Here is a 16,059-nt window from a genome sequence, read left to right as displayed (position 1 = left end):
GCAATCGATCATGGCTTCGTGAATGACCGGCCCAGCGGAATGCTGGACTGGCTCATGTCCTTTCGCCGCAACATCGCCCGTTCCGACGCCTCTGCCGGGGGGCCGCGCATGGCAGCAGCCGAGCCCCTGTTGCTCGACACGCCCGTGTCGCCCGGCTTTCGGCCAATCCAGAAAGAAGAGAATGCCGATGAAGGCCCCCGGCCTCTGTCGATGGGCGCTATCGCCGCACCGCTGAAGCCAATCAGTCTGCGGCGGGATTCCATCTACAACGCTTTCAGCACGGCGATGCCCGTAACGGATCGCCACGGCTTGGCCGGGCGCAACAGCGAACTGGAAAAGCTGGTCGAGGCAATCGTCGTCCAGCGGAAACATGCGGTCATCTTTGGCACACGGGGATCGGGCAAGACATCGCTCGCGCGGGTGTTTGGCGACTTGGCGGACGAAGCTGGCTGCGTTGCGCTTTACGGATCCGCGAGCGGCGACGCCGACTTCGACTCGCTGTTCCGGCCTTTCCTTTCCGAACTGCCGATGAGTGCGGCCGGACAGGAAAAAGCGCGAAAGCTGATGAATGAGCCTCTGGACGTGACGCGCTTGGCCGCGTTGCTAGTGGAAGACGTGCGTCAGCGTTCTATCCTGATCCTGGACGAATATGACCGGGTACGATCCGACGAGGCGAAGTCGGACGTCGCGACACTGCTGAAGCTGCTGACCGACATTCATTCGCCGGTGCAGGTGGTGCTCGTAGGCATTGCGGGAGATGTCGATGGACTGATTGCTGCTCATCCCTCGCTGCGGCGGCACATCGCACCTCAACGGGTGGCGCCAATCCCGAAGCCCGAGTTGGAAAGACTGCTGATGAGCTGCGCAGACAATGCGCAGCTGCGGCTGGATCCCGATGCGCTTGATGCGCTGGCGGGCGCTGCCATGGGGTCGCCCTATCATGCCCGGCTGTTCGGGATGCAGGCGGCACTGGTGACCGAGGCAGGCGGACGGGACCGCATGACGTTGGCCGATGTAGAGCAGGGGCTCGCGTCCGCGCTAGAGGATTGGGCCGAAATGAGCGGCGCCACGCATGCGCTGTTTCAGCGCGTGCTGTGGGAAGCCCATGCGAGCCGGCGCATGATTGCGCTGGCGGGCGTGGCTGCATCGCAAATGTCGCTGATTTCCTATGACCGGCTGGTGCGGCTTGGTCATGAAGTGCTGGGCGGCGGATCGATCAACGAAGGTCAGGCGGCTGAGGCGATGCGGCGGCTGGAGCCCGCTCTCACGTCCATGCCGGGCGGCGAGTTGTTCATGTTTGAGGACACGCTTGCGCCGCAATTCCTGCTGCTGATGGCGAAGCAGCCGGTGCCGAGCGCACCCCCTGCCCCCACGCCTGCCGAAGAGATGCGGGCCATGCTGAAGGGAGTGGACGGGCTATGACCATGAACCCTATCGACCTGTTGTCCGCAGTGCAGGCGCGCTGGCGGATGGCCGCGATTATCGGGGGCATATTGTTCCTGGCGATCGCCATCACCGCCTTCCTTCAGCCACGACAATATATGGGCACGGCATCGCTGCTACTCGATCTGTCGCAAACCGATCCGACCGACACCAACACGGCGCAGGGGGCAAAGCCCGACACAGAATCCATATTGGGGACACAGACCGACATCATCCGCAGCGGAAAGGTGATGAACGCGGTCGCCAAGCAGGCGGGGTTCGTTAACGCGCAGCCTGCCGACATGCCCGCCGAAGCGCGATTGCAATCCGCAGCCTCACAGGTCGCCAAGAATACGACGATCACCACCGGGCGACAGAGCAACGTGTTGCAGATTCAATATTTGGATCCCAATCCCCAGGTGGCCGCGAAAGTCGCCAATCTGATCGCCACCACTTACATGCGCGAACAGGTGGAACTGCGCGCCTCCCCTGCCCGCGGATCGGCGAAATGGTTCGACGAGCAGACGCAGGAAGTGCGTCGCCGCTACGAACTGGCGCAGAGGCGTCTGTCCGACTTCCAGCGGGCGCATGACATCATCGGCATCAACCGCATGGACCTTGAGGCCGAGAAGCTGAAGAACATGTCCTATCAGCTGACGCAGGCGCAGGCGGAAGCCGCCGCAGCGCGGGGCAAGGCTGGTGCGGGCGCGGTATCCGACATTGAAGGTTCGCTGATCGTGCAGAACCTGCAAGAGCAGGTGGCGACCCAGTCAGCCAAGGTTTCCGAACTGTCGAAGACATTGGGCCCCAATCACCCTTCCATGACCGCCGCAAATGCACTGCTGTCGGAGCTTCAGTCCAAGCTGGCTTCCGCCCGTTCGAGCCAAGCGGGCGCCGTCAGCGCGAACAGCGTCGCCGCCAACCGCCGCGAAGGCGACCTCAAATCGAACATGGCCGGCCAGGAAGACCGAATGATCCGCATGTCCGAAGTGCAGGATCAACTGATGGTGCTCCAGCGGGATGTCGATGCGGCGCGGCAAACCTATGACACGGTCCGCCAGCGTTTCAACGAAGCGACCCTGAAAAGCCAAATCTCCCAGCCCAATGCCAGCCCGCTGGATGAGGCGAGCGTGCCCCTTCTGCCTGCCAAGCCCAACCTGATGCTGTGGTTGATCGCGGGCGTTGCGCTGGGCCTGGTCGGCGGAGTGGCGGCTGTCATCATCGCCGAGATACTAAAGCCGCGCGTTCGCTCCGCTGCTGGCGTGGCGCGCGCGACGGAAGTCGAAGTGATTACCGAGTTGGTGCCGGTCCCGGTTGCGGGCGGCTGGTTCTTCAAACAGCAGGAGGCCGCATGAGACTGCGTTCCACGGCAGGCGCCCCACCTCATATGATGCCGGGCGGCGGCGGGACCGCCGCCCTGCGCCCCCGCGTGCGGGACAATCACAGCTTTGCCAAGCTGGCTGTCGATCATGGGTTCCTGGCGGAATCCGATGTGAATCGGGTCGATGTACATTCGCGGACGCAGGGCCTTCCCTTCCATGAAGCGGCGGTCGAACTGGGGATGCTGGACAGCGAGGCCGCTGGACTGTTGGCGGCGCTGGCAGGTGGCTTCTCACTGCTACCCGCCGGGGATCAGCGGATCGACCCGCTGGTTGTCGCCGCCTTTGACCCTACGAGCCCCTATGCGGCCAAAATACGGACAGTCCGGGCGAAGCTGAAGGCTGCGTCCAAGGCTGGCGATCCTTCCTCTCTACGGCTGGCGGTATTGTCGGTCGATGGGGGGGATGAGGCGGCGACCATGGCCGCCAACCTGGCAGTAGTGCTGGCGCAGATGGACGGTCCGACGATGCTGATCGATGTCGATATGGGCAATCCATCGCTCGACCGCCTGTTCCGCGTTGCCAACAAGTCGGGCCTGGCCGAACAGTTGATGGGCAGCGCTGCCCTGCTTCCCGCCGCCAAGACCGCGATCGAAGGGCTGTGGTTGATGACAGCAGGCCGGGCCTCGGGCAGCGCGTCGAGCATGATCACGCGCGGGCCGCTGGCGGAAACGGCCAATGGCTGGGGCCTGAAGGAAACGTCGATGCTGTTCTACCTTGCCGAGCGCAAGGGCGAACAAACCCCTTTCGGCAGCATCCTCGCGGGGTTTGATGCAGTCGCTATCGTTGCGCGACGGGGTGGCACAGTGATCGCCGACATGCGGCGCATCATCGACGATCTGGATCGTCAGGGCGTGCCGATCGCCGGGACGGTGATTGCATGAATACCGAGCAGGCGCTGCGCCAGCCCTTTCCTTCGTCGGAAGGGCAAGAGAAAAGCGTGATGGTGGGAGGGGTGCCGGTTTCCACCCTCTCTCTCGACGCGTTGATCAACAAGATGGTGCGGGATGCGCCGCTGCGACGGATGCAGCAGGAACCGGCTTTGCTGGTGTTCGATTGCAACGGCCAAGGGCTGTCCATGAACGCCAGCGACGCAGCGTTCCGGGCGGATCTGGCGCAGGCGGATCTCATCCATGCTGATGGCCAGATTATCGTGCTGGCGTCCCGGTGGTTCAGCACCACGCCGATCGCGGACCGGTCGAGCACTACCGACATGTTCATAGACAGCCTCGGCCGGGCGGCTGAGCATGGTGTCCGCTACTTTCTGCTGGGCGGCGAGGAGAAGGTGAACGCCGAATGCGCGCGCCGGATCATCGAGGCAACGCCGGGACTGGAACTGGCTGGGCGACGCAATGGCTTCTGGTCCCGTGAAGAGGAAGAGGCACTGATCGCGGAGATAAACGCAACTTCGCCCGATGTGCTTTGGGTAGGTACGGGCAAACCGCGCGAACAAGCCTTTTGCGTGCGCCATCGCGACCGGATCAAAGCCGGGTGGATCGTTACATGCGGCGGGCTCTTCAACTATGTGACGGGTGATTATCCGCGCGCACCGCTGTGGATGCAGAAGGCTGGGTTGGAGTGGCTGCATCGGATGGTCACACGGCCCAAGCAGCTTGCCTGGCGCTACATCACCACCAATCCGCACGCCTTGTGGCTGATTTGGAAACATCGCCATGGCTGATGGTGCGGCGTTGGCAGGGCGCATCAAAAGCCTTGGCAGCCTGTTCGGGCGCTTCGGCCTGGCCAGCCTGTCATCAGCGATCGTGTCGGTCAGCCATCTGGGCGTGCAATTGTTTTCGATCCATCATCTGGGCACGGCCGCAATCGGGACGCTGGCCTTTCTCCTGGTGATCATCCAGTTCGGCTACAGCCTGTCCAACGCGCTGGTTTCAACGCCTTATACGATCGCGGTCAATCAAGGCGACGAGGCGGACGGCAAGTCGTTTGACTTCTTCTTCCCGGTGAACCTGCTGCTGGCGCTGAGCCAGGGGGTAATCTGTGCGGGAATAGCCTGGGCAACGGCATCGCCAGCAGCGGCCGCGATGTTTGGGTTGGCGGGGACGCTGTCGCTGGTGCGCTGGTTCGGGCGGTCCAATGCCTATGCGCATCACAAACCTGCTAGCGCCGCACGTTCGGACCTCGCCTATGCGGCGACAATCCTGGTCGCGCTACTGATCGCGAGCCGAACGGGCGCCGATCTGGCGAGCATCGGCGGAATTTTGGTCGCAGCGAGCATCATCGGGCTGCTGCCCTTTGGTTTTGCCTATGTGCGGCGGCATGTCGCGATCGGGCCAGTCAGGGCCTTAAACAACTACCAGCCAGTGTGGCGCGAGCAATCCGCCTGGACGCTGGTTGGCGTGCTCTCGACCGAGGCAACCTCCAACGCGCACAGCTACATAGTGACCTTGCTCGCCGGGCCCGCCGCCTTTGCTCCGGTAGCCGTGGGTATGCTGTTCTTCCGCCCGGTGAATGTGTGCATCACAGCCCTAACCCAGTTGGAGCGGCCGCGTATGACGCGTGCGGTGGCCAGCGGCGATCATGATGGAGCGATCAAGTCGGAGCGCATCTTTATGGGCGCATTGGTCTTCCTATGGGCGGCGACCTGCATCGTTGCTGCGCTGGTGCTGTTCGGCTTTCCACAGTTGATCCTGAAGCCGACGCTCGATCATGAACTGGTCGCCACTGCGGTGGGCCTCTGCGCGCTGCTCTCGCTCGTCCAGTGCGTGCAGACGCCGATGAGCGTGATGACGCAGGCACGCAAAGCCTTCCGGCCGCTGGCGAACCAGAGCCTACGCAGTTGCGGCCTCGGGATCGTCGCGGTGACACTTCTGACCTTGGCAGCAGCGCCGATCTTCTCCATCGCCGGCGTGGTCCTGTCGCAGTTGGTGATGATGCTCGGCATCTGGCAGCTCGACCGGAAATGGCGTGCAGAGCAAGGAGCCGCGCGCTGATGGCGTCCACATGGCACCGTATCGGCCATGCGCCCTCTATCGTCTCCGCTCCGGCCTCGAAGGAGAGCCGGATGGTCGTCGTCACACAGGTCTTCTACTTCGTTTTCCTGATGATGGTCTTCATCGGCCAGCAGCCTTTCGCGTCGCGCACGCAGGATGAACTGGTGGCGATGGCGGCGGATAATGACGGGTCCGACCTTTTTAAACAGGCCCTGTTCATCGGCTTCGCGCTGCTGCTGACGGCGGTGCAGATGCTGCGCAAGCATCCGCTGAAATATCGTTTCACCTTCTGGCCGCTGGCGATCATGCTGGTCTGGTTCCTGATCACCTGCAGCTGGGGCGTCGATCCCTTCGTGTCGTTCAAGCGGGTGATGCAGCAGTTCATCGTGATCTACATCACCTTTTGCGCGCTGGCTCTGATGGGTCCGGAGCGACTGTTCACGGCGCTGCGATGGGCGCTGATCGCATCGCTGATAATTTGCTGGGTCTCCCTGCCCCTGACCCCGGCAGCGGTGCATCCATCGACAGAGAGCGACAAGGCGCTGATCGGGGCGTGGCGCGGCTTCTTCTTCCACAAGAATATTGCAGGCGCGGTGATGGCGCTGACCTTCATTGTTTGCGGCAATGCGTGGATCGACCGACGCAAATGGTATTATGCGCTGTTCGCGATCATGGCATTCGTCTTCGTGATCGGGACGAAGAGCAAGACGTCGCTCGCGCTGTGCGTGGGCATGCTGGCGATCAGCAACATTTATCGCGCGCTCAGCGACAATACGCAGAAACGGGCGATCCTGCTGCTGATGCTGGGCTTTGGCATGGTCGGGTTTCTGGCACTCTACATCGCCTATCAGCCCACTATCGAGCGGCTGTTCGCCGATCCCACCAGCTTCACCGGGCGCGTTTCGATCTGGCGAGTGGTGTTCGATTATTTAGCGGATCACCCTTATCTGGGGGCGGGCTTTGGCGGCTTTTGGCAGGTGGGGGCGAACTCGCCCGCGCATGATTATCTCAATCAGCAATTCCAGATGCTGACCGCACATTCGCATGACGGCTACCTGGAGATTTTAGTGACGACCGGCCCGCTGGGTCTGGTCATGTTGCTGGTAAGCTTCCTGGCGCTACCTGCCTATTGGTTCCTCACGGGATCGTCGAAGGAAAACCAGCATCTGATGGTGCCGGCCTTCGCCGTCTGGGTGTTCGTTATGTATCAGAATCTGCTGGAAACCTCCTTCTTCGACAAGGACCGGCAGGTCTGGGTAATCTTCCTCGCGGCGATTGCGACCGCCCATGCAACCTTCAAGGCCAAGCCGCGCCCGCAGTGGCAGCGGCGGCAGCTTGCCTCATCGGAGACGGCCCATGGCTAGGATCACCATCTGCATCGCTACGTGCAACCGGCCTCAAGGGCTGCGGCGTACGCTGGAGTCGATCGCGACGCTGGATACGCGGCACAGCCTTGAGGTGCTGGTGGCCGACAACGACGCAGCCCGGCAGGAGGGTATGGGCGTAGTGGAACGCCTGGCGTCGCAAGGTTATCGCTGGCCGGTGAAGGCCATGCTTGTGGCGGAGCGAGGCATACCGCTGGTGCGTAATGCGCTGGTGGCGGAGGCCTTGGCACGGCCGGGGATCAGCCATATCGCGATGCTCGACGATGATGAGGCTGCTTCGCGCAACTGGATTGACGCCATGGTTGAAGCGGCGGAGCGGTGGAATGCCGATGTCGTTGGTGGCGCAGTGGCGCGGGAGATGGACAGTCATTTGGCGCCGTGGGCAGCGCGGCATCCGCTGCTGCAGGCAAAAAAGCGCGGCAAGTCGGGGCCGGTCAAGTTGGTGGACAGCACGGCCAATGTGCTGATCTCCGCCAGCGCATTGCGCCAAATGGGCGAGCGGCCCTTTGACGAGCGCATGGCGCTTACCGGCGGGTCGGACAAGCAATTGTTCAGCCGGATGGTGCGCAAGGGTTTCCGCTTCGCATGGGCCGAGGACGCGCTGGTAACCGAGTTGATCCCGGCGAGCCGCGTGACGGCCAAATGGCTGCTGATGCGCGGCTATCGACTGGGCATGACCGATATGATGGTGGAGCGGTTCCACAAGGGGCGGCTGCGGACCTTGGTGGGCGAAGCACCGCGTATAGCGGCGGGGTTCGTTGTCGGCACGGTCGGCGCGGCGGCGACGCTGGACCGGGGGAAGCGGGTCGTGAGGCTCGGCAAGCTCTATCGCGCGGCGGGCAAGATCGCCGGGATCGCAGGATTTCAATATGAAGAATATCGAAAGGTGCATGGCGCATGACAGATGCAGCCCCCTTCTTTTCCGTCGTCATTCCCCTGTACAACCGAGCCGATATAGTGGGCGACACGATCCGGTCGGTACAGACGCAGGACTGGCAGGACTTCGAAATCGTCGTCATCGATGATGGATCGCGGGACAATCCCGCGCCGGTGATCGATGCCATCGGCGACCCCCGTGTGCGCTATATCCGACAGGACAATGCGGGCGGCGGCGCTGCCCGCAATCATGGGATCGAGGAGGCACGGGGGCGATACATTGCATTCCTAGATTCCGATGATCTGTTCCTGCCGGGCAAGCTGTCCATCATGGCCAAGGCGCTGGCCGATGATGATGGCCGGACAGTATTGTATTCGCGGATGAAGGTGGATCGAGGCGTCGATCGATATTGGATCAGGCCGGATCGCGGTATTCGCGACGGCGAGGACGTCGGTGAATATCTGTTTTGCGCGAACCAGTTCATGCAAACATCGACCATGGTCGTGCCCGCCGGACTGGCGCGCAAGGTGCTGTTCGACCCGGCGCTGAAGAAGGGACAGGACCTGGACTTTTGCGTGCGATTGCAAGGCGCAGGCGCGCGATTTCGGATGATCGAACAGCCGCTGACGGTCTGGTTGGACGCGACCGAAGCGGGCCGCACTTCCTATGTTCGGGGTTATGAAACCTCGCTCGACTGGCTCGACCGCTGCGGCCATATGCTGACAGACCGGGCGCGGCGGGGCTATCGCGCCACGGTCCTGGCCTATCATATGGCGCCGATCCGGCCGGTGATGGCGTTGCGCGACCTGATCGTGGGGCTGTTCGCAGGTGGAGTGCCGCCAAGGGTGGTCGCGCGGCAGGTACTGCGATCCTATCTGCCCAAGCCCCTCTATCGCTCACTGGTAAACGGCTTCGTATTGCGCTTTGGAAAGGGCGAAGCGGCCCATGGCGGGGCGCGGTCGTGATGAGCGCATGGCAACCCCCATCGCAGTTGCAAGCTGCCGTCGCCCAACCGATCTTTTCCATCGTCATACCAACCTACCAACGGCGAGATGCTGTAGTCGCCGCCGTGCTTTCCGCCTTGGAGCAAAGCATCGCAGTCATTGAGGTCATCGTCGTCATTGATGGATCGACAGACGGCACGGAGATAGCGCTGCGGGCGATCAAGGACCCGCGTCTCACCATCATCGTCCAGCAGAACAGGGGCGCCTCTGCAGCACGAAACGCAGGGATCGATCACGCACGGGGCCGCTATATAGCCTTTCTAGATTGCGACGATCGTTTCCTGCCACACCACCTCGCCGACCTGTTGCCGTTGCTGGAGGAGGGCGATGAGGTGGTAGCCTATGGCCAGGTGCTGGCAGATCGGGGCGGTGGGCGCAATTTCCTAAAGCCTCCGCGCGCGATCGCCCGACATGAAAGGGTCGATCGTTATCTGATGTGTGATCGCGGATTCATCCAGACGAGCAGCGTAGCGCTTCGCCGCTCGCTCGCGGAAAAGGTGCGTTATCGGGAAGATGTGAAGTTCGGCGACGATACCGACTTCGCGCTGCGCCTGTCCTTGGCAGGCGCGCGTTTCATCATGGCAGACCGGCCCGGCACGATCTGGGCGGACAGGCAGGCGCAAGACCGGCTGTCACAAGTCCGGGGCAATATTGGGAGCTTGACGTGGCTCGCTGACCTGCGACCCCATATCTCGCCCCGCGCCTTTTCCGGATACATGGGTTGGCACGCGGCAAAGAGCATCTGGCCTACCAGCCGCAGCCGGGCGATCCGCTACTATTTGGGGGCGTTGCTTCGCGGGGCCTATGGGCCGAGGCTGGCGGGCGCGGTTCTGATGCAGATCATCCTCCCAGACGCTGTGTACCGCCGCATCTGCGATCGGTGGATCGATTTTACCCGGATGTTCGTCGGACGGAGGCAAAGGCTGTGAAGCGGCGCGACTTTCTTGCAGGCGCTGCCGCGCTGGCCGCCTGTTCCCCCCTCCCCCCGGGCGTCGCGCGCAGCGTTTCGCGCTACGGCCTGGCCCAGCATGCACGCCGGTCCGGCCGCCATTTCGGCGCAGCGGTCAAGTCGCGCCTCCTACGCGAAGATACAGGCTTTCGAGCGGCGGTTGCGCGCGAATGCGATGTGGTCGTGCAGGAGTATGAACTGAAGCGCGGCACGACCGAGCCGAAGCAGGGCAAATATGATTTCAGCGGCGCAGACCAGATCATCGATTTCGCGCAAGACCATGGCATGCGCGCGCGGGGCCATGCGCTCGTCTGGTACGCTGCAAATCCCCCTTGGCTGGAGCCCGCACTGAAAAGCGCGAGCGGCCGGGAACGGCAGCGGTTGATGACCAGCTACATCGACGTGGCGATGCGCCGCTACGCCGGGCGGATAAGCGAGTGGGACGTGGTCAATGAGGCCATCGAGCCCAATCAAGGGCGTGCAGACGGCATGCGGATGGATAGCATGTGGATGAAGGCGCTGGGCGAACATTATATCGACACGGCATTTCACACAGCACGAGAGACAGACGGGCGGGCGACTTTATTCCTGACCGACTTCGGACTGGAACATGACTCACCGCGTTGCGAGCGGCGGCGGACGGCATTGCTAAAGCTGCTAGACCGGCTTCTCGGGCGGGGAGTGCCGATCGATGCCGTCGGCATTCAGGGGCATCTGAAGCCCTATAAGGAGCGGTTCAGCGAGCGGCAGTTCGCCGACTTCCTGCGCACGTTGAGCGGCTATGGGCTAAAACTATCTATCACCGAATTCGACATTGCTGACCGGGGTGGTCCGCCGAGCCCGGAAAAACGCGATCGGGAAGTCGCGTCCATCGCCAAGGCGTTCCTGGATGTTTCGCTGGACAATCCCGCGATGGGATCGGTCCTCTGCTGGGGCCTGTCCGACCGTTATTCCTGGCTGTCCAATTTCCCGGAATATAAATGGCCTGACGGGCAGCTGTCGCGTGGCCTGCCGCTGGACGCCAGGATGGGCCGCAAACCGCTATGGGATGCGATCGCCGCCGCCTTCGATGCAGCGCCTGCCGTGGGGAGGCGCAGCGTATGAGGGTTGCCTCACTCACCGGACTGCGCGGGGTCGCGGCCGTTTCAGTGCTCCTCTATCATATCCCGCATCAGCCAGCCTTTGCCGGGTTCGCCATCCCGCTATTCTCCCGGGCTTATCTGGCGGTGGACCTCTTCTTCATTCTCAGCGGCTTCGTGATTTCCTATGGCTATCACGATCGAGTGCTGAATCATTTGGGCGCGTCGAGTTATATCGACTTCCTCATCAACCGCATGGCCCGAGTGTGGCCGCTGCACCTGATCGTGACACTGGTCTTCGGGCTGCGCATCCTGCTCAATATATCTGGCAGCCAGTCGATTGATCTGACGCCTGCCAATATCTTCGCCAACCTCTTTATGGTGCAGAGCTGGGGGTGGGGCACGCAGCCCATCGCAGGCAACAGTTGGTCGGTAAGTACGGAAGTCGCAGCTTACCTTATATACCCGTTAATTGCGATTATTGCTTTCTCACGCTGGGCCTGGGCGCAGGCAGCCCTGTGTGTCGGATTGCTGGTACTGGTGGCTTCGTCAGGAATGGGTTCCAGCGGTCCACTCGACGTAAATGACAGCGATAGCGTGTTGACGCTGCTGCGCTGCCTTGCGGGCTTTTCCCTTGGCGTGCTGACCTTCCGCGTCGCCGAGAAGCCGTGGTGCAAAGCGCTGATCGATAGGCCCAGCGGCTTCGCTCTGGTCTGCGGCCTCATTGCGCTGGCGCTGCTGTTGCCCCGCGCCGACGTCCTGGTGGTTTGCCTGATGCCTGCCTTGGTATTGAGCTGCTATTATGACGGCCCGGCGGCGCGGTCGGTAATGGCTAATCCGCTAAGCTTCCATCTCGGGCTGATCAGCTATTCCATTTATCTTTGGCATCCGTTGGTTCGCGATGTCGCCGCACGGACCATGAATGTGGCGCAGCGGCATGGGATAATCGGCTTCGATTGGCTGTTCCTCGGCGGGATGGTGGCAGCGACCTGGCTGATCTGCTGGGTCAGCTATCTGCTGATCGAGGTGCGCGGACATCGGTTGATCAAATGGCTGCAGCGCGGCAGGCCAGAGCGCCCCCGCCCCATCGAGGCGGCCGCCCCATGACCGCTGGCAAAGCGATCTGGATCGCGATCCCGACTTTCAGACGGCCTGTCGAACTGCGCCACCTGCTGGAGACACTGGCGACCGTAGTGGACAGGCGGGACGTCATGCTGCTGGTGGCCGACAATGACGGCGAGGCGCAGCAGGGCGCGGTTGTGGTAGAAGCGCTAAAGCAGGAAGGCTATCCCCTTCCCATCACGCTGCTCCTCGTGCCGGAGCCGGGCCTCTGCGCCGTGCGCAACGCTATTTGCGCGGCAGCCATGGCCGACCCGATGATGCGCTTTATCGCGATGATCGACGATGATGAATGGCCGCAGCCTGGATGGCTGGACGCGCTGCTCACCTGTCAGGCTCAGGTTGCCGCGGACGTAGTCGCGGGGCCGGTCGATTTTCATTTCACCGGCAAGCCGCCGCGCTGGGCACGCCAGTCGCTGGTATTCCGGCCGGAGCAGCGCGCCTGGGGTGCGACCGGCATGCTGTGGGCGAGCAACAACCTGCTGGTGAGCCGTAGAGCGCTAGGGCTAATCAAGGAGCCTTGGTTCGACATGCGTTTCAACCGGAGTGGAGGCGAGGATCTGGACTTCTTGGCGCGTCTCCAGGAAGCTGGCGCGCGTTTCGCTTGGGCTCCTCACGCACAGGTGAGCGAATGGGTGTCGGCCGAGCGGGCGAAGCTTTCATGGGTGTTGAAGCGCATGTGGCGGATCGGCTTCACCGAGACTCTCGCGCGGCGTAAGCAGCGGCCCGGACGCGTGGGGCAAATGATATTGCTGGGCCGGACTTTAGGCGTTCTGACGATCCGGACCGCAGGGCTTCCAGCGCTCCTTCTGCCCGGCGCACGCCACGTGGACATAGCCGGGCAGTGGATCAAATGCTGGGGGCGCCTCTATGCCCTGTCAGGCGGCGCCTACAGCCATTATGGCGCGTTGTAGATACGGAAGCTCTTGATGATCATATCGCCTGAACCATCATCATAGGCGCTGCTGGTTTTCACCGCCACGTCCATGATGGGATACCAGCGATGCCCCTGGAACGGGTTGACCGACTGATAGGTCTCCACTCCATCGACGAACCAGGTGATATAGTCCCGCTGAATATCCACGGCAAAACGGTGGAAGTCCTGGGAATAGCCCTTGAGGCCATAGGCCTGCTCTGTTTGAATCGTCACGCCGCGCTGGAAGCTGCGCACGCCGCCTGAGCCGCCGTGGATCGTTTGCCCGATATGACGGTCGAAGTCCCAATAGCTTTGATAGCCAAAGCCTTCGTAGATATCGATTTCGGGCGGCCAGCCGCTTGTCGAGATCAGCCAGAAAGCAGGCCATGACCCCCTGCGGTTAGGCATCTTGGCCTCCCACTCATATTGGCCATAGCCGATCTGCGCGGCCAGGAAATTGCGGCCGTCCAGCACCGACGCGCCATAATACCAGCTTTGCCCTTCATAATAGATGGGCGTCTTCAGCTTTTGGCTGTGCAGAACCAGCCCCTGTGTGCCCCAATAAACTGGCCCCTCGACGCCCGCGAAAAGTGTGGAGTCTAGATATAGGCCGGTTTCGCCATTGGCGGTCTGAGTTCGGCCGTGCGACAAGGAGGTCGCCCAACGGTCCCAACCGCCATCGGGCGAACGCTTGTGCGTCTCCTTGTTCAACTCGAACTGGAGCGTGCCAGTGGCGGCAAAGCTGCGTGGCTGACGGAACGTGCCGGTGGCCTTGGCCGTCGGCGCAACGCTGCCCGTTGCAGTGATGGTCGCAAGCGATTGCCCTTGCAGACCACCCCATGGCGCTTCGCGTAGCTTGAGCTGGAACTGTTGACCTTCGGCGGCGCTGATGATCGGCACCTCAACCGTCTGAACGAGCGGATCGCCCGGGCGGAAGATTACGACGGTATCGACCGTCTGGTAATTATAGCCGGACAGCGCCCGCAAGGTGCCCGATCCGTTCACGGTGATGATCCGCGCGATCACTGTGTTGGGCGTCGGACGGTCAAGCGTCACCGGGACATAAGCTGTACCGCTGCCGGGACGGAAAGTGGCGTTACCGAGTGACAGCGTCGCCTTTTCCGGCAGCTTCGTACCGCCTTCGAAATCAAATGTCGAAAAGCTCGATGTGATCGTTGAAGTCGTGCTGGTTAGCGACGTAGTTGTGGACAAAGTCGCTGCTGCATTGCTGCCACTCAGCAGAGTCTTTGCCGAGCCGGTCGATGTTCCTGTTGATGTCGATCCGCTCGACAGAATTGTCGCGGCTCCCGCCGCCATGACGAAAAGAAGAGATAATCCGGCTCCAACCATGGAGCCGGTCAGCCTGATATTCATTTTTGCAACCCCCGCTATTAAGCCCCCTTAGGGTCCTATAGGAAGGTTAACATAAACTTCTGGTCAAGCACGGCTCATCGCAAAGCCGGAGCTTTTGCGACGAGCCGCTATTAGAACTCACTCCGCCGCCTGGACCAAGGGTTCAGGCTCTGGTGTCGCGCCGCGTCCAACGCTCACATAAGCAAAGCCGGCCGCTTCGGCGTCTTCGGGACGATAGATGTTGCGAAGATCGACTAACCCCTCACCGCTCATCACTGAGCGCAGACGCGGCAGGTCGAGAGCCCGCAGCGCATCCCATTCAGTAACGATCACGACCGCTGCCGCGCCCTGTGCTGCTTCATAGGGACTGGCGCAGAAATCGACGTCGCGCAGCATCGCTCGCGCGGCATCCATCCCTTCCGGGTCATAGGCGCGCACCTGTGCGCCGCTATCCTGCAGAGCCTGGATAATTGAAAGCGACGGCGCGTCGCGCATGTCGTCCGTGTTGGGTTTGAAGGTAAGGCCCAGCACCGCAATGTTCTTGCCCCTGACGGAGCCGTTGCACACGGCAACGACCTTGCGCGCCATCGCGCGCTTGCGGCTTTCGTTGATCGCGACGGTAGTCTCGATAAGCCGGATCGGTGCGCCTGCGTCTTCCGCAGTCTTGACCAAGGCCAAGGTGTCCTTGGGGAAGCAGGAGCCGCCATAGCCTGGTCCGGCGTGCAGGAACTTGCTGCCGATGCGATTGTCGAGCCCGATGCCGCGCGCAACCTGCTGGACGTCGGCACCCACATGCTCGCACAATTCGGCGATCTCGTTAATGTAGGTGATCTTCATGGCCAAGAAGGCGTTGGCGGCATATTTTATCAACTCGCTTGTGCGGCGACCAGTAAACTGGATTGGCGCTTGATTCAGATATAGCGGGCGATAGACTTCCTCCATCACGGGACGAGCGCGGTCATCCTCTATGCCGATGACGATCCGGTCGGGGCGTTTGAAATCCTGTATCGCGGCGCCCTCTCGCAAAAATTCGGGATTGGAGGCGACAGCGAACTGCGCAGCTGGATTAGTTTCCCGGATGATCCTGTCAACCTCGTCGCCGGTGCCAACAGGGACGGTGGATTTCGTCACGACGACAGTAAAGCCGGTGAGGGCCGAGGCGATCTCCTGCGCCGCGTCATAGACATAGCTCAAGTCGGCATGGCCGTCGCCACGGCGGGCGGGCGTGCCGACCGCGATGAAGACGACGTCCGCCTGCGCGACCGACGCAGCCAGATCGGTGGTGAAGGTCAGCCGCCCTCCCTTCACATTGCGCGCAATAAGGTCAGCAAGGCCAGGCTCATAGATAGGCACGCCGCCATCATGCAGAACCGCAATCTTCGACGCGTCCTTGTCCACGCAAATGACATCATGGCCAAAATCTGCGAGGCAAGCGCCAGAAACCAGCCCGACATAGCCCGACCCGGTCATCACGATCCGCATCACCGTTCTCCCTTTCAAGCGGCCCGCGGCTGTGACCGATCGGGAGGAAAGGGCGCACAAAGCCACTCCCGCAAATGCAGGAAGGATTGGCTTTGCCTTTCTCCATGGATCGGACGCACAGGCGCTAAAGCCCAACATCCAAC

14 protein-coding genes are annotated in these 16,059 nt (G+C 62.0%); 12 read left to right on the top strand and 2 right to left on the bottom strand.

What is annotated here, in order from left to right:
• Positions 1-3 precede the first annotated feature (3 nt).
• From EP837_RS00305 to EP837_RS00250, 12 genes are read left to right on the top strand one after another with little or no spacing between them, the layout of a single operon-like run.
• Complete coding sequence (locus tag EP837_RS00305) at positions 4-1,422, top strand: ATP-binding protein (RefSeq protein WP_066528386.1); 1,419 nt, start codon at positions 4-6, stop codon at positions 1,420-1,422.
• The gene (locus EP837_RS00300) at positions 1,419-2,777 is read left to right on the top strand and encodes a GNVR domain-containing protein (protein WP_066523615.1); all 1,359 of its coding nucleotides are present in this window, start codon (positions 1,419-1,421) and stop codon (positions 2,775-2,777) included. Before EP837_RS00305 ends, EP837_RS00300 begins: the two co-directional genes overlap by 4 nt.
• Positions 2,774-3,685, top strand: a complete 912-nt coding sequence (locus EP837_RS00295; RefSeq protein ID WP_066523613.1) for a P-loop NTPase — start codon at positions 2,774-2,776, stop codon at positions 3,683-3,685. Before EP837_RS00300 ends, EP837_RS00295 begins: the two co-directional genes overlap by 4 nt.
• Positions 3,682-4,482 carry a WecB/TagA/CpsF family glycosyltransferase gene (locus EP837_RS00290; protein ID WP_066523612.1) on the top strand — a complete coding sequence of 267 codons (801 nt, stop codon included), beginning with the start codon at positions 3,682-3,684 and terminating at the stop codon, positions 4,480-4,482. The genes EP837_RS00295 and EP837_RS00290 overlap by 4 nt, the downstream gene beginning before the upstream one ends.
• Positions 4,475-5,752 (top strand): polysaccharide biosynthesis protein, encoded by a 1,278-nt coding sequence (locus tag EP837_RS00285; protein ID WP_066523611.1) that lies wholly within the window; start codon positions 4,475-4,477, stop codon positions 5,750-5,752. Before EP837_RS00290 ends, EP837_RS00285 begins: the two co-directional genes overlap by 8 nt.
• On the top strand, positions 5,704-7,116 hold the full coding sequence (locus EP837_RS00280) for an O-antigen ligase family protein (protein WP_380807184.1): 1,413 nt from the start codon (positions 5,704-5,706) through the stop codon (positions 7,114-7,116). The genes EP837_RS00285 and EP837_RS00280 overlap by 49 nt, the downstream gene beginning before the upstream one ends.
• The gene (locus tag EP837_RS00275) at positions 7,109-8,038 is read left to right on the top strand and encodes a glycosyltransferase (protein ID WP_066523603.1); all 930 of its coding nucleotides are present in this window, start codon (positions 7,109-7,111) and stop codon (positions 8,036-8,038) included. Before EP837_RS00280 ends, EP837_RS00275 begins: the two co-directional genes overlap by 8 nt.
• Positions 8,035-8,979, top strand: a complete 945-nt coding sequence (locus EP837_RS00270) for a glycosyltransferase family 2 protein (protein WP_066523601.1) — start codon at positions 8,035-8,037, stop codon at positions 8,977-8,979. The genes EP837_RS00275 and EP837_RS00270 overlap by 4 nt, the downstream gene beginning before the upstream one ends.
• Positions 8,979-9,947, top strand: coding sequence for a glycosyltransferase family 2 protein (locus tag EP837_RS00265; RefSeq protein WP_066523599.1), 969 nt, complete (start codon positions 8,979-8,981; stop codon positions 9,945-9,947). The genes EP837_RS00270 and EP837_RS00265 overlap by 1 nt, the downstream gene beginning before the upstream one ends.
• Positions 9,944-11,071 carry an endo-1,4-beta-xylanase gene (locus EP837_RS00260; RefSeq protein WP_066523597.1) on the top strand — a complete coding sequence of 376 codons (1,128 nt, stop codon included), beginning with the start codon at positions 9,944-9,946 and terminating at the stop codon, positions 11,069-11,071. Before EP837_RS00265 ends, EP837_RS00260 begins: the two co-directional genes overlap by 4 nt.
• Complete coding sequence (locus tag EP837_RS00255) at positions 11,068-12,153, top strand: acyltransferase family protein (RefSeq protein ID WP_066523595.1); 1,086 nt, start codon at positions 11,068-11,070, stop codon at positions 12,151-12,153. Before EP837_RS00260 ends, EP837_RS00255 begins: the two co-directional genes overlap by 4 nt.
• Positions 12,150-13,079: a glycosyltransferase family 2 protein gene (locus tag EP837_RS00250; RefSeq protein ID WP_066523594.1), complete on the top strand. Its 930-nt coding sequence runs from the start codon at positions 12,150-12,152 to the stop codon at positions 13,077-13,079. The genes EP837_RS00255 and EP837_RS00250 overlap by 4 nt, the downstream gene beginning before the upstream one ends.
• Here the strand turns inward: EP837_RS00250 and EP837_RS00245 are convergent.
• The gene (locus EP837_RS00245; protein WP_197486288.1) at positions 13,064-14,455 is read right to left on the bottom strand and encodes a glycoside hydrolase family 16 protein; all 1,392 of its coding nucleotides are present in this window, start codon (positions 14,453-14,455) and stop codon (positions 13,064-13,066) included. The genes EP837_RS00250 and EP837_RS00245 overlap by 16 nt on opposite strands.
• Positions 14,456-14,572: 117 nt before the next feature.
• On the bottom strand, positions 14,573-15,916 hold the full coding sequence (locus EP837_RS00240) for a UDP-glucose dehydrogenase family protein (RefSeq protein ID WP_066523592.1): 1,344 nt from the start codon (positions 15,914-15,916) through the stop codon (positions 14,573-14,575).
• Positions 15,917-16,059 lie beyond the last annotated feature (143 nt).

The organism is Sphingobium sp. EP60837 (assembly GCF_001658005.1).
GTDB lineage: Bacteria > Pseudomonadota > Alphaproteobacteria > Sphingomonadales > Sphingomonadaceae > Sphingobium > Sphingobium tyrosinilyticum.
The sequence above is the reverse complement of the archived record's forward strand: the minus strand, read 5'-3'. Positions and strand labels throughout refer to the sequence as shown.